The sequence below is a fragment of the Spiroplasma endosymbiont of Colias croceus genome, assembly GCF_964020095.1.
Lineage (GTDB): Bacteria > Bacillota_I > Bacilli_A > Mycoplasmatales > VBWQ01 > Spiroplasma_E.
Genome location: NZ_OZ026536.1, coordinates 1,209,730 through 1,232,135, shown reverse-complemented (window position 1 = coordinate 1,232,135; position 22,406 = coordinate 1,209,730). Strand labels below are relative to the sequence as shown.

Annotated in this window: 23 protein-coding genes; 4 read left to right on the top strand and 19 right to left on the bottom strand. The window is 23.8% G+C overall.

Features of this window, described 5'->3' with window-relative positions; translation table 4 throughout:
• Nucleotides 1-49 precede the first annotated feature (49 nt).
• The 13 genes from AACL24_RS07675 to rpsB all read right to left on the bottom strand — a co-directional run bounded on the left by AACL24_RS07675 (nt 50) and on the right by rpsB (nt 14,533).
• A complete protein-coding gene (locus AACL24_RS07675; RefSeq protein ID WP_339045881.1) occupies nt 50-2,635 on the bottom strand; it encodes an endo-beta-N-acetylglucosaminidase in 2,586 nt (861 codons plus the stop codon).
• 865 nt (nt 2,636-3,500) lie between these two features.
• Nucleotides 3,501-4,205, bottom strand: a complete 705-nt coding sequence (locus AACL24_RS07670; protein WP_339045879.1) for an ABC transporter ATP-binding protein — start codon at nt 4,203-4,205, stop codon at nt 3,501-3,503.
• A 2-nt stretch (nt 4,206-4,207) separates the two neighbouring features.
• Nucleotides 4,208-4,936: a hypothetical protein gene (locus AACL24_RS07665; RefSeq protein ID WP_339045877.1), complete on the bottom strand. Its 729-nt coding sequence runs from the start codon at nt 4,934-4,936 to the stop codon at nt 4,208-4,210.
• An 88-nt stretch (nt 4,937-5,024) separates the two neighbouring features.
• Entirely contained in the window at nt 5,025-6,017 is a 993-nt protein-coding gene (locus tag AACL24_RS07660) for a lipoate--protein ligase (RefSeq protein WP_252320808.1), read from the bottom strand.
• A 110-nt stretch (nt 6,018-6,127) separates the two neighbouring features.
• A complete protein-coding gene (locus AACL24_RS07655) occupies nt 6,128-7,162 on the bottom strand; it encodes an alpha/beta hydrolase (RefSeq protein ID WP_339045874.1) in 1,035 nt (344 codons plus the stop codon).
• A gap of 39 nt (nt 7,163-7,201) precedes the next feature.
• Entirely contained in the window at nt 7,202-8,704 is a 1,503-nt protein-coding gene (locus AACL24_RS07650; protein WP_339049351.1) for an FAD-dependent oxidoreductase, read from the bottom strand.
• 137 nt (nt 8,705-8,841) lie between these two features.
• A complete protein-coding gene (locus tag AACL24_RS07645; RefSeq protein WP_252319741.1) occupies nt 8,842-8,979 on the bottom strand; it encodes a hypothetical protein in 138 nt (45 codons plus the stop codon).
• 201 nt (nt 8,980-9,180) lie between these two features.
• Nucleotides 9,181-10,434, bottom strand: a complete 1,254-nt coding sequence (locus tag AACL24_RS07640; protein WP_252319743.1) for an acetate kinase — start codon at nt 10,432-10,434, stop codon at nt 9,181-9,183.
• Between the two features lie 18 nt (nt 10,435-10,452).
• Entirely contained in the window at nt 10,453-11,445 is a 993-nt protein-coding gene (gene pta, locus AACL24_RS07635) for a phosphate acetyltransferase (protein ID WP_339049349.1), read from the bottom strand.
• 23 nt (nt 11,446-11,468) lie between these two features.
• Nucleotides 11,469-12,197 carry a UMP kinase gene (pyrH, locus tag AACL24_RS07630; RefSeq protein WP_339049347.1) on the bottom strand — a complete coding sequence of 243 codons (729 nt, stop codon included), beginning with the start codon at nt 12,195-12,197 and terminating at the stop codon, nt 11,469-11,471.
• A 63-nt stretch (nt 12,198-12,260) separates the two neighbouring features.
• A complete protein-coding gene (locus AACL24_RS07625) occupies nt 12,261-12,842 on the bottom strand; it encodes a hypothetical protein (RefSeq protein ID WP_339049345.1) in 582 nt (193 codons plus the stop codon).
• 20 nt (nt 12,843-12,862) lie between these two features.
• Complete coding sequence (gene tsf / locus AACL24_RS07620) at nt 12,863-13,741, bottom strand: translation elongation factor Ts (RefSeq protein ID WP_252319749.1); 879 nt, start codon at nt 13,739-13,741, stop codon at nt 12,863-12,865.
• 15 nt (nt 13,742-13,756) lie between these two features.
• Nucleotides 13,757-14,533 (bottom strand): 30S ribosomal protein S2, encoded by a 777-nt coding sequence (gene rpsB / locus AACL24_RS07615; RefSeq protein WP_339049344.1) that lies wholly within the window; start codon nt 14,531-14,533, stop codon nt 13,757-13,759.
• A gap of 609 nt (nt 14,534-15,142) precedes the next feature.
• On the opposite strand from rpsB, the gene AACL24_RS07610 reads away from it, so the two are divergent.
• From AACL24_RS07610 to AACL24_RS07600, 3 genes are all read left to right on the top strand, one after another.
• Nucleotides 15,143-15,304 carry a hypothetical protein gene (locus AACL24_RS07610; protein WP_339049343.1) on the top strand — a complete coding sequence of 54 codons (162 nt, stop codon included), beginning with the start codon at nt 15,143-15,145 and terminating at the stop codon, nt 15,302-15,304.
• An 83-nt stretch (nt 15,305-15,387) separates the two neighbouring features.
• Nucleotides 15,388-15,810, top strand: coding sequence for a transposase family protein (locus tag AACL24_RS07605; RefSeq protein WP_339045912.1), 423 nt, complete (start codon nt 15,388-15,390; stop codon nt 15,808-15,810).
• A 23-nt stretch (nt 15,811-15,833) separates the two neighbouring features.
• Complete coding sequence (locus tag AACL24_RS07600) at nt 15,834-16,241, top strand: transposase family protein (protein WP_339045908.1); 408 nt, start codon at nt 15,834-15,836, stop codon at nt 16,239-16,241.
• Nucleotides 16,242-16,414: 173 nt separating this feature from the next.
• Here the strand turns inward: AACL24_RS07600 and AACL24_RS07595 are convergent, their stop codons facing one another.
• From AACL24_RS07595 to AACL24_RS07575, 5 genes are all read right to left on the bottom strand, one after another.
• Nucleotides 16,415-17,122: a hypothetical protein gene (locus AACL24_RS07595; RefSeq protein ID WP_339049342.1), complete on the bottom strand. Its 708-nt coding sequence runs from the start codon at nt 17,120-17,122 to the stop codon at nt 16,415-16,417.
• Nucleotides 17,091-17,378, bottom strand: a complete 288-nt coding sequence (locus AACL24_RS07590) for a hypothetical protein (RefSeq protein WP_339049341.1) — start codon at nt 17,376-17,378, stop codon at nt 17,091-17,093. The genes AACL24_RS07595 and AACL24_RS07590 overlap by 32 nt, the downstream gene beginning before the upstream one ends.
• A gap of 206 nt (nt 17,379-17,584) precedes the next feature.
• Nucleotides 17,585-18,910 (bottom strand): hypothetical protein, encoded by a 1,326-nt coding sequence (locus AACL24_RS07585; RefSeq protein WP_339049340.1) that lies wholly within the window; start codon nt 18,908-18,910, stop codon nt 17,585-17,587.
• 28 nt (nt 18,911-18,938) lie between these two features.
• Nucleotides 18,939-19,382, bottom strand: coding sequence for a hypothetical protein (locus AACL24_RS07580; RefSeq protein ID WP_339049339.1), 444 nt, complete (start codon nt 19,380-19,382; stop codon nt 18,939-18,941).
• 102 nt (nt 19,383-19,484) lie between these two features.
• Entirely contained in the window at nt 19,485-19,850 is a 366-nt protein-coding gene (locus tag AACL24_RS07575) for a hypothetical protein (RefSeq protein ID WP_339049338.1), read from the bottom strand.
• 120 nt (nt 19,851-19,970) lie between these two features.
• Here AACL24_RS07575 and AACL24_RS07570 point away from each other — a divergent pair, with 120 nt between their 5' ends.
• Nucleotides 19,971-20,936, top strand: a complete 966-nt coding sequence (locus AACL24_RS07570) for a hypothetical protein (RefSeq protein ID WP_339049337.1) — start codon at nt 19,971-19,973, stop codon at nt 20,934-20,936.
• A 734-nt stretch (nt 20,937-21,670) separates the two neighbouring features.
• Here AACL24_RS07570 and AACL24_RS07565 read toward each other — a convergent pair.
• On the bottom strand, nt 21,671-22,270 hold the full coding sequence (locus AACL24_RS07565; protein ID WP_339049336.1) for a LemA family protein: 600 nt from the start codon (nt 22,268-22,270) through the stop codon (nt 21,671-21,673).
• Nucleotides 22,271-22,406: the final 136 nt, after the last annotated feature.

Genomic DNA, 22,406 nt, shown 5'->3' with positions numbered 1-22,406 from the left:
ACTGGTTTAATCATTAATTTTAACTGATTATGAATAGATTTTAAATTTTTTAAAAATAATAGTTTTGACTAGTTTCGCCAATACGATATCATTTTTTTTCATCAAAATAATAAATAGCATAATAACTTAAATTTTCAATATTAACAGCATCTCATTGAAAACGAGCATTGTATAATATTTGATTATTAACTGTTCGATTAATTACATATTCTGATTTTGGATTTGAAATTACTGTATTTTCTTTGATTTGATTATTAGTTGTTGGACTATTTATTTCAAATTCACCAACATTAAACTTAAAATTATTATTAGTTGCTTTAATTTGTAATCCTAATTTAGAAATACGATTAAAAGTATTAATACCACCAATTTTCTTTAAATCTAAAGTAATTTTAACTCAACCACCTTGTAACTTTTCTTCATTATTTGGTGAAAAAGTTTGACGGTTTGCTATTAACGATTTTTGATCAGTAGTAGTAACTAAAAAATTAACTTTAGCATTATTATCACCATTAGTATTATAAATAAAGCTAATTTGATGGTCATTTTTAATTAAATTAGTTCCCATAATATCTCAATCATAAACTTTATTTGTATTTCAATCGCCATTAACTATACTACCTTCTTCATTAAAACCCGAACCAATAGCAATTGAATTTCCTTTTTCATACACTTGATCATAATCATAAAAACCAGAAATTTTAGAGATATCTAATGGTTGTTCTGGATGAACATCATCATAAATTTTTCATTGATAAGTTGCTAAAATATCAGTTAATCTACGATTTGTTCATGGATAATCATTAGCAACAATACTATTACCATTTTGATCATGATTAACAAATTTAATACCACTACCCATTGAAAAATTAGTTTTCTTATTTAAAATTTGATTATCATCAAATAAAGTAGTTCGTTCTTTAACTAAATCACCAATGCCATAACTTGATGAGTTATAACCATTATTAGTTAAATAATTATAAATAGTATCTTTTACAAATGGATTTGGTTTTCCTTTAGTAACTGCAGTTTTTATTCTAGGATCCGATATAAATGCTGCCTCTTGATAATTATCACTTGCATTTCAACCTTGATAATCATTTGCATTATTATTTGCTTGCATACCAATATTATTATTTCTAATAAAAGTATTTGTTCCTGAAAATTGAATATTATTAAATAAATTTGTTGTTTGTGTCGCAAATAAATAAGCTCTAGTATCATTAACATTATGATTTTTAGCTCAATTATAAGCATACGATCCAAATGTTCCAGCACCATTATCTAAAAAATCAGAAATTCCAGTATACACATTTTTATTATATTGAGGTTTACCAGCAATCATTGTTTCTGCATAACCTAATTGTCGAAAATCATAACTTCCAAAAAATTGGGCATTAGCTCCAGCATCAAGAATAGTATTTAAATTTTTACCACTATAATTTGGATAATCTGTTAAAAATGAGGTTGTTTTATCTGGTGTTTCACCAAAAGTTAATTGAATATCAGTTGGTGTAACTTCACCATTAGCTTTACGATAACCACTATCTGCCATTTTTAATGTTTCTATATTATTATATCCAGTAACACTTTTTGAAACTGTAGCACCATTACGATAAAAAATTATTTTTAATGATTGAATATTTGGATCACTAGCAGTAGCTACTTTATAATTAAATTCTTTAATAATTTCGGCCATAACATTATAATCTAAAACTGTACCATTGGGAGCAGCAACTTTTGGTTCATTATTAATAAATCAACCATCAAAGCCATTATAATTAGCAATATTAATTAAAATATCAACTATTTTATAACTACCATCACTATTTTTACTAAGAAAATCTTTTAACATTTCTTTTGTTAAACCGTGATATCCATCAAGAAAAAGATTACCAAATATTGGTGTTCCATTAATGTGTGCACTATCAATAATATCAGCTGGTGGTGGAACAATTGGCCCTTCAAATCAAGAACCTGATCAATTAATAAAATAATTAGTATATTGTCAATTTAATGGTGTATTTTCAAATGGATTTTTTGTCCCCACTATTGTATTATCAAAAGTACGATGTTTTCGTGTTGAAAATCCTAGTTGATTATAATTAATATTTTCATCTTGGTTACTTGAGTTGTATGTTGCTACAAATTGACGTTTCTGTAAAGGTACTGTTGCTCGATTATACTTTGCATCATAGTCTTTTTGTGGATTCCAATCTAAAATTGAATTCATTCTTAAATATTTTCGAGCTGAAGAAGTTATTCCAAAATCAGAAGCATAATTACCATTAGGCATAAAACCTTTATTTAAAGGAATGCCAGTCACTGCTTGTTTTTTAATGTTTTGTGTTCATTGAAAACCAGTATTAAATTTTGAATAATTTAAATAATGACCAGTATTGCTTGGTTTAACATTTCCCAAATCATTAATATTACCAATATTATTAATAATATTTTGCGAGTTAGTATTATCAAAATTAATACCATCTCCATAATCTGAATTTGTTCAGTCAAAATTTGGTAAACCATTTAAATAATCACTACCATCTAAACTACCAATATTACAACCAACTACTAAACTAGCAGGAGCAGAAATTAAACTAAAAACACCAAAAAGTAATAATATTTTTTTCATCAATTTTTATCCTTTCATTCCTCAATTAAAAAATCTTTTTGATAAATAGGAAAACAACATAGTAAATATCAAGATTCCAATTAATGTTTGCCAAATACTAGTAAAAACAACAAATGATATTTCATTATAATTTTGAATAATTTGACTTATTCCTAGTGAATCTAAAAATTGATATGAAGTAATCAACATATTAAACCAAATAAAATATTTAGTTGGACATAAATAACCAATAACAATAAATATTAAATTATTGTTAGTTACTGTTGGTTGAATTAAAACATCCGAAAAAATAATCAAAAATATGGTAAAAATAGCAAGCATTACAAATGATAAATTAAACTTAGGAAAAAATGTTGTAATAAATATGTTAGCAACTGTTAAAAAAAATGTTAATAATATCATAGCAAATATATAGAAAATTCAAATAAATCATCTAATATTAGAAAGTAAATTTAGATGAAAATTAAATATTGAAATTAAAGAATAAATATTATAACAAATAATATTAATACTTACTGATAATGATACCATTATTAAATTTGATAAAAAAATTGTTAAAATAATATAATATTCATTAATACCAATTATTTTTATTCTTTTTAAAAAGTTTTTCTTTCGCCATTCAATCATAAATATTCCTAAATAAAAATATGAAATAAAAACTGATATTGATAAAAAATTTAACAAAATGGGGGGTAAAATTTGATAATAACTATAATTATTTCATAATCACGATGATAATGCAGAAATTAAAAAACCTAATAAAAATACAAAAATATAAGTTCTAGGATTTCCAAAAATTACTTTTGAAATTAAAGAAAAAAGTCTTGAAAATTTAGAAACAGTACTTTGTTTGAATAATTCTTTAGTTACCATTAACTTCATTTTGATAATACTCCACCATTATTTTACGTAAACTACCATATTTTTTTATAATTGCATCAATACTTTGGTCTTGATAAATTTCACCATTTTTTAAAATTACTACCCGATCACAAAGTAATTCAACTTCTTCTGGTGTGTGTGAAACAATTAATAAATTAATTTTTTTAATTTCTTTTCATGACTTAATAAAATTAACAAGTTTAATTTGCATTTTTAAATCTAAACCTGTAACTAACTCATCTAAAATTAAAATTTCAGGATCATTTAAAATTGATAAAAAACAATTAAATCTTTGTCTTTGACCACCCGAAAGTAAAGAAATTTCTTTTTTCAAAATATCATTTAACTCAAAAACATCAATTAATCCTTTGCCTTCTTCACTTTTAATATATTTTTTATTTTTATAAAATTTAATTAAATCAATAATTCGTGTACCAACTGGTCAATAACCTTCTTGAAATTGAACACCAATTTTCCGACTAACCTTTTTACCAACATCATCAAGAAATAATACTTTACCTGATTTTGGTTTTAAAACTTGTGAAATAATTTCAACCAAAGTAGTTTTACCAGAACCATTAGCACCTAAAATAGCAAGTGATTGTGAAGCAGGTATCTCTAAATTAATATTTTTTAAAACCTGATTTTTAGCATAATTTTTACTTATATTTTCTAGAATAATCATTTTTATTTTCCTTGTAAATTATTATTTAAAATTTCTTCATATAATTGATTAAACATTTTTTTCATATCAGAATCCAAAATTAATAGTGGCTTTACTGTTTTGTCACTGGGTGGTTTATTTCACATATATTCACCTTTATTATTTCGTTCCACATATTTATCAAAAGTGTAAAAATCAATATCAATTGATTTTTCAATTGTTCTACCTAAATCTTGAATTCAAATTTTTACTCATTGAAAATAAAAACCAGCTTCAAAATACTTCATAACTCATAAGTTTAAATATTCATTTGCATTAATATAATTACTACTTGGATCATTAATTTTATTAATAGTAAACTCAATAAAATATGTTCGCAATGTTAAGGCCATGTATATTTGCATTGATTGTGAATGAATAATTTTATTATTAATATAATCATTAATATCTGCTGTTGGTATACCAATTTCATCATAGCCAGATTTACCAGCATTTTTACTTGCTGAATCACGGTATTTATCAAATTCAGCAAGATAAAAATTATTAAAACCATTAACAATATTATCATTAGTTTTACCTACTTTATCAATAGCATCTTGATATAAAAATTGTCAAACATTTAATTGATTTCTATCTTTTTTTGGTCAACCACGTGTTGGATAAAGAATATCATTTATACTATTTGTTTGATCAAAACTATTATTTACTAAAAATGTAATAACATTGCTAATTGGTGTTATAAAAATAAACATTATAAATAAAATCCATAAATATTTCTTCATATTTCCTCTTTAATATTAGTTATAAAAGTAAGGATATCATAAATAAGAATTTTATTCATTATTTTATGATACTTTTTATGATTTCTTCAGCAAGAAAATTTTCACCAAAAATTTCGTTAATATTAGCATTTTCAATTATATTAGTAATAGTTGCTACATTATATTTTTGTTTTTCTAGTTTTTTTTCTAAACTAGTAGTACCTGCTGACCCTAGGAAATCACCATATATTTTAATATTTTCAATAATTCCTGCCTTAACATTCATTCAAACGTGAATAGTTCCTTTACTAGGAAAAAGTGTTTTATGTTTTAAATCAAAATCTGGAGATTTACCATAAACTCAATCTCAAGTTCGATATTTAGTATTTGCTAATGATTCAATATCAGCAATCATTTTTTCAGAAAATTCCATAATCTTTGTATTTTTTGTACTTTTTAATTGTTCAATAATTAAATTTTGAAATTCTTCAATTGTTATTGGTGGATTTAATAATGGTAAAATATTTGTTACTCGTGCTTGTACTGATTTAATACCTTTTGATTTTAATTTATCCAAATCAGGTTTTAATACTTTTGGTAACATTTGCATATCAACATTAAAAAGAATAGTACCATGATGTAAAATTCGATTTTTATATGTATATTGGGCATTACCCGATATTTTTTTATCATCAACTAAAATATCATTTTTACCACTAAATTGAGCATTTAAACCTAGATTTTGTAAAACATTAACTATTGGTTTTGTAAAAAGACCATAATTACGAGCATTATCTTTATTTTTATCAAGAATAAAAGTAAAATTTAAATTTCCTAAATCTTGATAAACAGCTCCACCACCAGATAATCTTCGTACAACATTAACTTTTTTTGTTCTCACATATTCATTATTAATTTCTTCAATTGTATTTTGGTTTCTACCAACAACAATAGTATTATTATTTTGTCATAATAATAAGATTTCATCATTTATATAAGGATTAGTAATCAAATATTCTTCGGCTGCTAAATTAAAATATGGGTCTTTGCTATTATTAATATAATAAATCATTATTAATTTAATCTCCTTTATCTTCGGTTTTAAAATTTGTTCATTTATTAACAAATTTTAAAGTAGTTTTGCAATATGTATCATAATCGGTAGTGACGGCTCTTATATGTTTAGCAGATGGCATAATTAATAATTCACTTATTGTTTCTTCTTCATAATTTAGTTTCTCTTCATACATTTTTTTGTGCCATTGTTGCTGGTACAGTTTCATCATCATTACCATGAATAAATAATACAGGAATTGAAGAACAATATTTTAATTTATTAATAGGATCAATACTATTAATATTAAATTTATCTTTTAACCTAAAGAAAAATTTAACACCATAATAAAATCAAAATCAATGAAGGTTAAAGTATTGTTTACCCATAATTTTAATAATATGACTAAAACTATCAAATCCACAATCAGAAATTGCACATTTAACACCAAATTTACCAGTATCAAATCGAGATATTGTTTCCAAAACAGTACTGGCACCCATACTATTACCAATTAAAGTAATATTAGGAGGTTGTTTAAAATCTGTTTCTGCTAAATAATTATTAAGACTTAAAATAACAGCATATAAATCATCTGCTTCTTTATTACCAAAAGTAATTGCATCATGGATATTATTACTACCATGACCTCTTGTATCATAAGTAACAATACTATATCCCTGTTCATAAAAATGTTTAACTAAATATAAAATGCTATAGCGATTTTGTTGTCAACCATGAGTTGCAATTATTCATTTATGATTTTTATTAGATTGATGATTATTAATGAAAAAAGCTGATAACAAGCGATTATCATAAGTAGTTATCGTCATATCTTGTGCTTCCATCATATCCCAATTACTATCATCAATCATTAGTTGTAGAGAATTTTGTAATTCCATATCTCGATTATAAAAACTCAAAGTATTGAGATCAATTTTAGCAAAATTTGGATTAGTACTTCGTCCAATTCGTTGAAAATTTTCCATAACATTTCGCATCATCAAACCAATAAAAAAATTAGTAATTAAAAAAGGAATAATCCATAACGGAAAAGTAAATATCAAAATAATTTTTAATCATCAAGCAATTTTATATTTACTTTCTTTAACTGGTAAAGTCATTCTTGCTCTAAGTTTTAAATATTTTTCATTACTAACCATTATATTTTATTCCTCTCAAAATTAATTTGATAAGGCAATCTATTTTTTCTTACCTTTTAAATATGGATCTGGATATGTAACATCTTCTTTTGTTAAAATTCCTGTTGCTAAAAGTGCTGCCGCAGTAACAAAGTTATAAGGCTTATTAAAGTGTGGTAAGAAATACATATCAATTAATGAAATTTCATCAATAGTAACCTTTTTCAATATTGCTAATGAAAACATTGCAATTGTTTCTGTATGATCATGAGTTGAACCAATTTCAGCTCCAACAATACGACGAGAACTCTTTTCTCATATAATTTTAATTTTTACTTCATGATTTTCACTCATAAAAGGTGGAAAAACTGTATCTTGATAAAAATATGCTTCTACATTATTAGATCCTAAAATTGCTTTTGCAGAAACTTCTGATAAACCAGTAGCACACAGTTTTCAACCAAAAACAGCAATTGCATTTGTTCCTTGAACACCAGGAAAGGCGATTCTTGTTTTAGGATCTGTTTTTGCAACATTTAATCCAGCAATTAAACCACTACGTACAGCATTAGTTGCTAAGGCAATATTAACATTTTTATTTCAAGCATTTGAACGAATATTAATACAATCACCAATTGCATAAACATTAGGATCTGAAGTTTGAAAATATTCATTAACTTCAATTGCACCACGAGGATCTAAGTTAAGTTGAACTTTACCATTCTCATCTTTCAAGATAGCAGTATTTGGTAAGAAACCAACAGCCATAATTACTAAATCAGCTTTATATGTTCCTTTATTAGTTTTTACTTCACTCACTTTATCATCTTTAATAATAAATTCTTGTAAAGTTTCTCCTAATTGTAATTTTACTCCTACTTTTTTCATATCTGCTTCAACATCATTTGTAAATTCTTCATCATAATAACGAGGCATAATACGATTTTCAAAATCAATTAAAATAACTTCTTTTTTATCTTTATAAAAAGCTTCTACTAATTCAATACCAATATAACCTGCACCAATTACTACTACTTTTTTTACTTCTGGTTTACTCAAATCAGAAATAATTTCTTGAGCATGTTGATATAGTTTTGATAAATGAATGCCATTTGTTAATTTAACACCATTTAAAGTATCTTTAACAACTACGCCATCTTTATGAGCAATTAAACCAGGAATTTCTTTACCACCTGGATTTAAGATTGGTCATGAACCAATTCCTAATACTAACTTATCATAACTTTCAGTAAATACTTCATTAGTATCTAAATTTTTAATAGTAACAATTTTGGCTTTACTATCATATTTAATCATTTCATGTTTTTCTTTAATTTTAACACCTAATGCTCTTAACTTTTCAATTGTGGCATAAAATAATCCTTTTGGATCAGTAAATTCTTTACCAACTCAAAGCGCAATTCCACATCCTAAAAATGAAATATTATCATTACGATCATATGCTACTACTTCACTATTTGGATTAGACCTCATAATTGCCTTTAGTGCTGTTGTTCCGGCATGATTAACACCTATAACAACTATCTTTTGTTTTCTTTCCATGCTAAAATCCTCTCTTACTTATTACTTTTTTTTCAATTTCTTTTATTGTGTAATCACAAATACAAATATATATTATTTTATCACTTTTTATTTAATAGTTACAACTCTTTCTTTCGGTAGACAATATACCATTCATTTTAAAAACCTAAAATTGCAATTGGTCAATTTCCATCATGATAATTATCTTTATTACTTTCTTCTTTTCAATCACGACAAGTAACCCTACTACGACTTGATGATGACTTCTTAGTTAATTTATTAATTTCATTTATCATATTTTATCAAAATTTTTATATTGATTTTCCTCACTAATTTTATGATTATTTTTTTCTTTAATGTATTTAAATTCCATACTTTTTTCTCCTTGAATCTTTAAAGTATTTATTTTTAATTAAAATTTGATAATTATTAAGTATTTTCACTTAATTTAAACATTATATATCAAAATAAAAAACCTTAATATATTTTTTTATTTTTTAAATATTTTTTAATAAATTATATGTATCTTGACAAATCATTAATTCTTCATTTGTTCTAATTTTAAAAATAGGAACTTCTGATTGTTTATCACTAATTTCTAAGTAATCATTATACTTATCATTATTTTTATTAGTTACTAATTTTAAAGTAAACACTTTAATTTCCTCAATAACTAATTGACGAATAATTGCAGAATTTTCACCAATACCTGCAGTAAATACTAATGCATCAATATTACTATCTAAATCATTACCATATTGAACAATATAATTAGCAATTCTTTGCACAAACATTTTTATTGCTAATTGTGATTGTAAATGATACTTATGGTTTTTATCATTACTACTTGCAAGAACATCACGTAAATCAGAAGAATGTCCACTAATTCCTAATAAACCCGAACTTTTATTTAAATCATTAGTAACGGTTTCAATAGTTGCTTCTGCTTTAACATTACACATATAACCATGAATAGAAGGGTCAATGATACCACTTCTAGAACCCATAATTAAACCATCTAACGGTGTTAATCCCATGCTAGTATTAAAACTTTTACCATTTTTAATAGCACAAATACTAGCACCATTACCTAAATGACAAATAATAGCATTAATCTTATCTTTTGGTTTATTTAAAATATTAGTTAATTTATCTAAAATATAACGATAACTAGTACCATGAAATCCATATCTTCTTACCTCATATGTTTTATATCAATCATATGGAACTGAGTAAAGATATTTTTCTTCAGGAATAGTACTATGAAATGAAGTATCAAATACTGCCACATGTTTAGCATGTGGAACTAATTTTTGAAAAGATGATAATCCTTTTAAAGCTGGTGGATTATGTAATGGTGCTAAAGGAATACATGCTTTGATACCAGCAATGACTTTCTCATCAATAACAATTGAGTTATTAAATTTTTGACCACCGTGAACCATACGATGACCAATTCGTTTAATATCATCAAAATTATTAATGACCTTATACTCAATTAATGCATCAATTACTGTTTGCGCTCCTATAACATGATCAGCAATATCTTTTGTTACTTCATGTTTAATAAAGTTATCACCATTAGCAATTTCAATAATAAAATTACTATTTTTAATAGCTATCCTTTCAACTAAGCCTTTACAAAGAATAGTAAAATGAGGTTGTTTATCATTATTAATAGCATTAAAAAGTTGAAATTTAATAGAACTACTTCCGGCATTAATAACTAAAATTTTATTTTGTTCTGACATATTTGTTTTATCTCCTTATTAATTTTTAATTAATGTTTGAATAGCAGTGATCAATGCTGTGTAATAAATGTCATCAATAGTAGCACCACGAGAAAGATCATTAACTGGCTGATTTAAACCCAAAACAATAGGACCAATAGCTTTATAATCACCTAATCTTTGGGCAATTTTATAACCAATATTAGCAGCATCTAAAGTTGGGAAAATAAATGCATTACAATGATTTTTAATTGTTAATTCTGGGAATTTTTTATTTCGCACTTCTTGATCTCAAGCAGCATCAAATTGAATTGGTCCTGCTACTTGCACGTTTTTTAATTTTAATTGTTGAACAAAGTTAGTAGCATTACGTACTTTATCAACACTTTCACCACTACCACTAGTATTAGTAGAATAAGATAACATTGCTAATTTAATTGGATTAAATTCTAAAAGTTCACCAAAGTGAATTGTAGATTTTGCAATATCTGCTAATTGTTCAGCTGTTGGATTTAAATTAATTGAACTATCACTAAATAAAAATATTTCTTCATTTTTATTCATAATAAATGTACTTGAAACAGTTTTAGTACCTGCTTTTGGTCCAATAATTTGCAAAGCTGGACGTAAAATATCAGCAGTAGTAAAAGTAATACCACCAACAAAACCATTAACCTCTTTATTATTTAATAACATCATTCCATAGTAATTACGACTTAATACCAATTTATTAGCTGCTGCTAAAGTTAAACCCTTTGCTTTTCTTAATTCATATAATTGATTAGTAAAATTTGTTACTTGATTTTCTTCAATAGATAATGTTTTAATATTAGAATTTTTAATATTACTAGGAATTTCTTTATCATTATTAAATAATAAAACTGGTGTAATAAAATTTTTAACAGGTGAATTATCATTAATAATTTTTAAAGCTACTGCCTGTACTTTTTCATTATCTCCTTCTGGAAATAAAATTCTGATTGGTGTTTTGCTTTTTTGTAAAATAGATAAAATAAAATCTAATAGTTTCATATTATTTTCTCTCCTTTAATTTGTTAATTTTGATTGCTAATAATAGTTGCAATTGCTTTATTTTGTACTGCTTTAATGATATTGTTTTCAACCTTAATATCAAATACCATAATTTTCAAGTTAGCTTCCATGCACATCGTTGAAGCAGTTAAATCCATTACTTTTAATTGTTTATTAGTAATATCTTGATATGATAAATGTGAATAACGAATAGCATTTTTGTTAATGTTTGGATCTTTATCATAAACACCATCAACGCCATTTTTTGCCATTAATAATATATCCGCATTAATTTCAGTAGCACGAAGTGCTGCTGCAGTATCCGTTGTAAAGTATGGTGAACCAGTACCACCAGCAAAAATACAAACATAGCCTTTTTCAAAACTACTAATAGCTTTTTTGTAATAAAAAGGTTCAGCAACTTGATTAATCTCTAATGATGTTTGCACAATAACTTTTACGTTAAGCGCTTTTAACTTTGATTCAATTACCAAAGCATTCATAATAGTCGCTAACATTCCCATATAATCAGCATTAATTCTTTTTAAACCAATCTTTTCTCCTTGTTTAGCACCACGTCAAATATTACCACCGCCAATTACTAAACCAACTTCTACTTTTCCCTTAACTAGGGTTTGAATTTGTTGACAAACATTATCAATACTTTCATTATTATATAATTCATTACTACCATCACCTAAAGCTTCACCACTAATTTTTAATAATATTCGTTTATATTTAAATTGTTCCATTTTTGATCATCCTCCTTAAATTTAATATTATAAGAAGCCACAGATTGCTTTGTGGCTTCTTATTTATTTACTGTTATCACTAGATAATGAATCATTATTTGCGCTTTCAGCAACAGTTTCTAATTCAACGTTAGCAATAACTTTTTGTGCTAAATGATCTTTAACAAAAAGTTGTGCTTGTGGAGTAATAATTGTTAAACGTTTTTTAATTTTTTTAATACCCTGTTCATAAACAATTTTTAAAACATTTTTCTTTTGTTCCAATGCAACAATTTTACTAGTATTAAGGCTTTGTCCAAAGAAATAAATATTATGTTCATCAACTGCGATACCAAAATCAAAACTAAAAATATATGCTAATCCTAACATGATAACTAAAAATATATATTCTACTATTAATAAAGTTAAAAAAGCAGGATCAGATTTAATATATTCTGGTTCAAATGTTCAAACTTGCATTCCAATTGGAACAATCGAGATAACTAAACCAATTACACCAACTATTAATGTTGCTACTAATAATTTTAAATTCAAAAATTTAATAGTTGTTTTTGGTTTATTAAAACTATATCATCCTCAACCAAGAATAACTAATAATAATATAAACATTACTAATGCAATATAATATATAATTTGAAAATTCACTTTATTTACCTCCTAAATGTTTATTTGGCAGAACTATCAATTTTTTCACCTAATTGATAACGTATCATAGCTATAATTGTAGCATGATTTTTAGTTAAATACTCTTTAACCTTAATTGTATTATCTTTAATATAAAGTTGATCAACAATAGTTAATTCAGATAATACTTTTTCAAAACGACCTCTTATAATATTTTCAAGAATATTATCAGGACGTTTTTTTGCTTTCAATTTTTCTTCTTCTTTTGTTTTTTCACTAATAATTGATAATTCTTTATCACGAACTGTTGCAGGTATGTGATCAATATCAATGTATTTAGCATCTGCTGATACTAATTGCATAGCAACATTATTTGGAATATCACTTTCCTTATCAACACCTTTGATAATAACTAAACCACTATATTTACCACCACCATGGACATATGAACCAAAAACTTCATCACTATTTTTACTTAAATATTGAAAACGATTTAAAACAATATTTTCACCTAATTTAGCGATAGCAAATCTTATCTCATCATTTAAACTTTCACTACTTCCATCAGCTTTTAACATTAAAGCTTCTTCAATAGTTTTAGGTTGATGTTTTAAAATTGTTTCTAAAATTTTAGTAAATAAATCATTAAAATCTTCTAAATCAGCAACTTGTTCAGTTTGACAATTTAATTCACCAATAATTGCATTATTACCACTAATAACAACTTTAGTAACCCCTTCAGTAGCTTTATTAATACTTTTTTTCTCTGCTTTTGCTAAACCTTTAATTTTTAATAGGGAAAGTGCTGCTTCAAAAATATTATTTTTTTCCATCAAAGCTTCTTTACAATCAGTAATTGGTAAATCGGTTGTATCTCTTAATTTTTTCAATAATTTAACATCTACTTTAACTTCTGACATATAAACTATTCTCCTTTATTCTTTATTTTTTTCAATTACATTTTCAGTTTTATTTTCATCAAGACTAATAGTTTCTTCTATTACTATTTCTTTTTTATCAATAACTGGTTTTACACTTTGTCCTTCATTAATAGCTTCAGCAATTTTCTTTGTAATTAAAGTAATTGATTTTGTAGCATCATCATTACCAGGAATAATATAATCAATATTATCTGGATTTGAATTACTATCACAAATCGCAATAATTTTGATACCAAGTTTAACTGCTTCTTCGACAGCAATTTTATTAGTAATAGTATCAGTAACAAAAATAGCTTCTGGTAATTTATACATATTTCTAATACCACCAAGGTTACGTTCTAAACGTGCTTTTTCTTTAATTACTAACATTTGCTCTTTTTTTGTTAAAAGTTTAATTTCTCCACTTTTTTCTTTATTTTCAATATCAATTAACTTTTTAATACTTGATTTAATAGTTTTAAAATTAGTTAAATTACCACCTAATCAACGTTCTGTTACATAAGGTGAATTACAACTAATTGCAAGTTCTTGCACAGCTTCTTTGGCTTGTTTTTTTGTACCTACAAATAAAACTTTACCACCATTTTCACTAGTTTCTTTAACAAAGTGACAAGCTTCATCTAATTTACGCATTGATTTTTGTAAATCAATAATATGAATACCATTTCTTTGACCAAAAATATATTTACGCATCTTTGGATCTCATCTTTTAGTTTGGTGACCAAACTGAACTCCTGCTTCAAGGAGTTGTTCACGTGTTACAACTGACATATTGTCTCCTTCTAATTTGTTTTTCTTCCATTTATTTCTAACATTAGCCACTTTTTAATTAAAAAGCACTAGGCAATGAATTCACAAATGTGTTGCTTATTTTCATTAAATTAAGCCTGTATATTGTAGCATATTTTTTATATTTTAAACAAATTATTTTTAAACATGGGCGCATAAAGTTGATGGATAGTTTTATAAATAATAAGAACGATAGAAATATCGTTCTTTTTTATTATTAGCACCTTTAAATATCTAATAACACGCTGTGACCATGTTAGGAGAAAGTTAATAATAAATCAAAATCTATATTTATAAAACTTAATACAAGTGTCATAGAAGTCAAATAGCGAGTACGAAAGGTAAATACTTCTATATCACTATAAAAGAGATATTAACCTTGAACAAGTTAAATATTTACGCTGATTGGTTCAAACGGGAAATGATTATATGTGAGATTAATTTCAAAGCATCATATCTTAACTGTCGGGATGTCCGAAAAACTATAATTCCTTAATTAAAAATGGTTCACAAGGGGCGGATGAGTGAAAGAAATAATTATAGTGCTACTTTTCTAAGGAACATACTATGTAAAATTAGGAGAATATAAAAATGTTAAATAAAACTAATTATTCTTGAAAAGAATTAGAACAATGAAGTAATTATTTAGATAATTTAAAACAACCAGTAATAGATTGAATTGATTTAGATAATAAATTACAAAATTTATATGATTTTATAAGTAAAGGAAGTATAGACATATTCCGTAATTAAATTTTTTAAAAGTCAATTAATAATTTTAAAATTTATTTTATAATTTTGTTATTAACAATAATTTTAGAAAAGTGTTGATAAAAATGATTTTTGAAAATTTAAAAAAATTAAAAAATGAAGAATTTTATAGATATTTTGGTATAAAACGTTTTCATTTTAATGAAATGTTAGAAAAATTAATTGAAATAGAAAAATTAGAAAAAAATAAAGGTCGAAAAAATAAACTTTCAGTAGAAGAAAGATTAATGATGACTTTATTATACTGAAAAGAATATTATACTTTTTTTCAAATGAGTATTAAATCTAAAATGAGCCCATCAAGTTGTTTTCGAAATATTACTTGAGTAGAAAATAAACTTAGTAACCACAAAGATTACCAATTTTTAAAAGAAAGATATAAATTAAAAATTGATAAAAAACAAGAAAATTCAAATGAATTTCAATTTTATTTAATTGATTCAACTGAGATTGAAATTGAAAGACCAACTAAAAAAAACTACAGTTAGAATATTTTTCTGGTAAAAGTTGAATGTATTCTATAAAATTTCAAATTGTATATGATTTTTTTAATAAAAAAATTGTTGATATTTTTGCTGATAATGGTAAAGTGCATGATTTTCAAATATTAAAAAATTCAAATCTTGAATTTTCAGAAAAAACAATAATTATTGGTGATTTAGGATATCAAGGTATACAAAATATTTATAAAAATACAATAATACCAATTAAAAGAACTAAAAATAAAAAATTAACTAAACAAGAAAGAAAATACAATAAGATTGTATCTAAAATTAGAATTAAAGTTGAACATGTCTTTGCTTGATTGAAAAGATTCAAAATTTTAGTAAATAAATGTAGAAAATCTAAATTTAGACTTATGTACTTAAGATTTAACTTACTTTGTGAAATTTTTAATAAAATAAAACCATTAAAATAAAAAAAATATTAAAAATATTTTTTTAAAATTTAAATTTTTATCGAGTTAATATAAAAATATTATTAACAATTTTTTGTTTAAAATGTAAACTCATTTTTTAAACTATTTTTTCAAAAAATATTTATTTCTATATTCAATAACACTAAATAGTTTTAAAACAATTTTATTGACAATTAATTAAATTTAATTACGGAATATGTCCTATCATTAATAAGATTTGCAGTTTCATTATTAAATGGTGTTTCTTGCATTTCTTCAATATGATTTGTAGTTTCCATAGGTAATAAATTATGAATAATTTCACTTGCACCAGCAATTATAGTAGGTATTGCATAAGCATTATTAAAATCATTATTTATACCCATAGCTACACCACTTGATATTAAACAACCACCAGTAGTCATATTTGCTATTTTACGTATAGTTTCAAATCTATTAGGAATTAATTCTGTAATTCCATTAATAAGATTTGAAATACCATAAGCATTTAAACTAATATACGTATCTCAATCCATTAAATGATTATCAGTAGTAGAATTACTAAACAATAAATCATCTGGAAATGGATTAGGATTTGGATTAATTGAATTAGTAGTAAATTTAGCATAATTTGATAAACCAATTGTTCCTAAACCTAATAAGATTTTTTTACTACTATTAATTAATTTAGTTTTAGTATTTGGTCTTTGATTTAAATTTCAAATATCTAAACCTAATTTTTTACCAAATAATAAACTATTAATTGAACCTAATACTGGATTTGCAATTACTTGACCATAATAAGCACTTGTACCAATCATTGCTGATAATGGACTAATTGAAGAACGAATTATTTTTAATAAAGTATAATTATTTGATTGTATAGTTTCAGAAATTGGCATTTTCATTTACTCCTTCTAATAAATTAGGTTGTTTTTCTATTTTAATAATTACTTTACCTTCACAATGAATATTATCTCCTACACATATAGCATAAGTATCATGTACATCACTTACTATAAAATAATCATTTCTTAATTTAGGATATTCATCTAATAAAATTGCTCTAATATCATTACTTGTAGTTAAATCTTCTGGTTTTGGTGAATAAATAGTAATATGTGCTTTTTCATCAAAATATTTATAAATATATTCCATAATTATTTTTTAGAAAATTTTAATTCTATGGACATATTCCGTAATTAAATTTAATTAATTGTCAATAAAATTGTTTTAAAACTATTTAGTGTTATTGAATATAGAAATAAATATTTTTTGAAAAAATAGTTTAAAAAATGAGTTTACATTTTAAACAAAAAATTGTTAATAAGACATATTCCGTAATTGACTTTTAAAAAATTTAATTACGGAATATGTCTTATTTCTTCAATATAATCTTTATCATTACCAGTCATAGTAGCACTTTTTGATGTAATATTACTAAATATTGCTTTACCTTTTTCATAACCATTATTACCAGCATTTATTATTGCAGTTTCTAATTCATCATTAGTTGGTTTATCACCAGCAATTTTAATTTTTCCTAAATTTTTAAAATAAATTAAATCATTTAAACTAATTCTAAAATCATCAAAATCAGCAATTTTAAATGTTACTGGTGCTTTTTCTCTTTCTGCTGGAATTAATTTAATTCAATTAGTTCAACAACGTTTTTGAGCTTCTTTAATTTCATCAGCTGTTGGCATTTTTTCCATAATAATAAATGATAATCAACCACGAATTGCTGTTGTTATACCATAAAGTGCTTTACCTAATGTTTTTTGATTTAATGTATTATTATCAATTAAATTTACTATTTTTTGAAAACTATTAGGTTGTGCAAATGCATTTCTATGTACAAAAACTCCTAATACTTTTTTTAAATCAAATGTTTTTTCTAAATGTAAACCAGTTTTAGTATCTTTAACCATATCTTTATTTAAAAACATATGTTTATATAAAAACATACCAAATACTGATTGTTTATATAATTGACCACTTGCTACAGTATCTGCTGCAATTTGACCATAATTTAATCTTAAATATGCTTTTGTTAATTGTAACATTGGAGTAAATCCTAATGCACCAATAAAATCACTTACATTTGTACCAATTTCAGTTTCAGTTATATTTCCTAATAATTCATTCATTTTATCACCAATTTGATAAAATGCTGATTTTGCTGTATCTTCTGTCATTTCTAACATATTAATAGGAATTACTTGTGATTTAGCAATACAATAATCTTTAATACCTTGTAAAAAAATACATTCTTGAATAAATAAATAATTTCTTAATGCACTTTCTGCTCATATTGATAACATATTTGCTTTTAATGGAATTGGACTTGACATAAATCTATTCATATCAAAATCTTCAGTTCTTCAATCAATAACTAATATTTGGTCTAAAATAACACTAGTTGTTCTTAATGTTGTTCATTGTTTATTTGTTCCAACTTCAACATCATATTTTGAACCTCAACGTAAACGTTCAGCAATACGGTAATATGCTTCTACTGCTCCAGGTATTTCACTTATTTGTTCTGCAACTGCACTTGCTTTTAAAAACATCATACTTTCATCATTATAAAGTATACCTTTTACTTGTGCTTCCATAGCAGTTAACATTGCTTTATTTCCATTATTACCACCAGTAATTAAACCAGTTGGAACTTGTGGAATAGCCATAATATCTCTCCTTTTGAGAAATATTTAATTATTTACTAAATAAAAATTCTAAAAATTTAATCATTTCTTGTTTAGTTTTTGCACCAACAACTTCTGTATTTTTTAATAATTCTTCATTTTTAATAATTTCTTGTTTTTTAATTTCTTTATTATGTAAATTATTATTAAATATTTCTGCATAATCTTCTTTTATTTTATTTAAAGCTTCTGCTTTTGATAAATTATTATATTTAGAAGTCATTAATAATTTTGACATTTCTTTTTGTTTATCATTAAAACCATTAAATAATTTTTCTTCTTCATATATATTTACTTTATTTTCATATTCTTTTAATTTTGTTTCATATTCACTTAATTTAGGTTCTAATTCAGTCTTAGTAGTTTTATAAACAAAATTTCGGTGTTGTTCTAATAAACTTTCTAATTCTTCACTATTATAATTTTTATTTTTATCTCAGTTAAAGCTTTCCATATTTAACTCCTATTCTCACAGAATGGCTACTGTTTCCTTAATATTAATTATATCATTTTTTCCCTTTAAAATAAAGAAAAAACCTATATTTATTATAGGTTTCTAATCATTATTTTCTATTTTTCTAGGTTCACAAATATTAATAATTATATTACTTTGAGTAGTATCATCTTCTTCATTAATATCAAATTCATTAGGATGAGATTTTAATCAATGTTGATAAATTAATTCTGGTTTTACTAATGCTTTTTCTAACATATGAGTTGAAATAATACTACGTGCTTTATCATAACTTTTTAAAAAATTACGTTGTCATGGACTGCTTCTGCGTCGGCAATCAAATATAAATTTTCTATCAATTCCAAGTGCATTATTTAATCCTTGTGGTGTTAATTTTTTATTTTTAGTTCTTAAATAATTACTAATTGTAACATCATAATTTCCTAATTCTTTTCTTTTTGCTGGCATATTATCACCTTATTTAAAACTTATATATTTAATTATATCATTTCTAAATTTATTAAATTACAACAATTTAATTTTAATAAGCATATAATCAAGGCATAAATTTAAGAAAGGATTTATATCATGCCTTGAATTAATGATAAATATGATTATGATACTTTTGATATTCAACATGCAAATCAAAAATTAAATGATTATGATAAAGATTTATTAGATTATGATTATTATTGATATAAAAATAAATATGATAAAACAAAATTTAAATTAATACAAAGAAGAATGAAATTATTAATTAATCCTTTTGGAAAATCTTATCTTCCATTACGAATATATAAAAATTTAGAAACTAATGAAAATATAATTCCAGTTAAACAAGCAATAGGAATTAAAAAATATAAAAATTGTACTAATAATTTAACATTATTTATAATTAAACAAATACATAAAGGTAAAAGACAATGTGATATTAAAGATATGTTACCTTATTGTAATATTTCTAAACAAACTTATAGTAATATAATAAAAAATACAAAAATTGAAATTCAATTACCAATAAATAAATATGAAGTTAAAGATTATTTACATATTGATATGGATGATTGTTTTGAATATTTAGCAAATGAAAAAGGAATAATTGAAAAATATTGTATTAGAATTTTCAGTCTTTATACTCATAAAATTAATATTTATAAAAATAGGAATCAATTACAAAATAAAACATGAGCATATATGATTTTTAAACCAAGTGATAATATAACTCAAGATAAAGTATATGATTTTATATATACAACTAGTATTAATCATTATAATATTAAAATTAATCATTTTACTGATATATTTTGACAAAATAATAATTTAATTATTGGTGGAGATGGTGCATTATGAATTAGAGCAATGGCTAAATGATTTGGCGGAAAATATGTATTAGATTGTTTTCATGGTATTAGTTATTTATGAAAAGCATTTATTAATGTAAAAGGTAAGAAAAAAGCAGATACAAATTGACCTAATTATTTTGATACATCATTTAATTTTAAAAATGGTAATTATAATGAATTAATTAATATTTTAAAACCTAATGTTAATTAAAAAACTTATAATTATTTTAAAAATAATGAACAAGGAATTATTAATCAAGGTAAAGATTGAAATATTGGTGTTTCTGCTGAAAGTACTGTTTCACATTTAGTTAAATCTTTAAAAGGTTATGGTGCAAAATCATATAATTATAAAACATTTGTAAATATGTTAAATACAAGAGTTGCTTATATGAATAATCAAAATATTATTATTTGTTAATGTTATAAAATTAAATAAATCTAAACCTAAATAGTTAGGAATTTTTATTTTGTAATAGTAAAATAAAACACTAAAATACTTTATTTATTAATAATTATATGATATAATTATATTAACAATTAAAGATATTTTTCTCTCAAAAAAATATACTTTATACGCATTTTTTAAACGGCCATTGTATGGTAAAACTTGCGTTAATAAAAACATTAATAATAATAAATAAAAAATCTTTTGATAACTAATATTACCAAAAACATGTTTTCTTTGAAAATTTAATATTTTATAATTAATAACTAATTTATTTTTAATAATTTTAAAAAATAAATATGGAAACAAAAAAATTCATAATAAAAACATTAAAAAAGAAAAATTTGAAAAAAAATATTCATATTACTTTACTACTTTCTTTAATATTTATTAAGAACTTACTTAATGACTTAGATTATACCAAAATATAATTTTTCTTAAATAAAAAATGAAATAAATAATAAAAGAATTAAATCTAATTAATATAAATTTTAATTTTATAAATCAATTTTAATATCTTGACGATCGCTATCTGATGCAAGAAAGTAATCTTTTGAAACTAAATTTAATGTTGATGCTAAAACATTACTTGGAAAGGTTTTAATTTTACTATTGAACACCTTAACATTAGCATTATAAAATCTTCTAGCAGCAGCAATATTATCTTCACAATCTTTGGCACCTGATTGTAATTGTAAAACAGTAGTATTTGCTTTTAAATCAGGATAATTTTCTAATAAAGCATTAAATTTTCCAAAAGCTGCATTAAGTCCACTATCTGCTTTTGAAAGATCACTCATTGTTTCCATTTTTCCACTTCGTAAAGATACAACATCTGTTAATGTACTTTTTTCAAATTTCATATAACCTTTAGTAGCATCTACTAATTTTGTTAATAAATCAAAACGACGCTTTAATTGCACATCAATATCAGAAGCAGTTTCTTCAATTGATTGTTGTAATCTTAGAAAATTATTACGAGAAACAATAAATAAAATTATTGGAAATATTAAAACAAAAGATAAATAAACCATAATTTTTCCAAATAGTGACGGTTGGGCAGTAAATGATTCATTGCTTGGTTTAATTGTTGACATAATTTTCTCCTTTCTTATCAATATCTAATAACAAACTATGTTTAATAACTAGTCCATTCTTGGTAAGTTAAATATTATTTACACACTAAACCATAATTATTTTACTATATTTTTAAATTTAAGTAATGTATTTTTT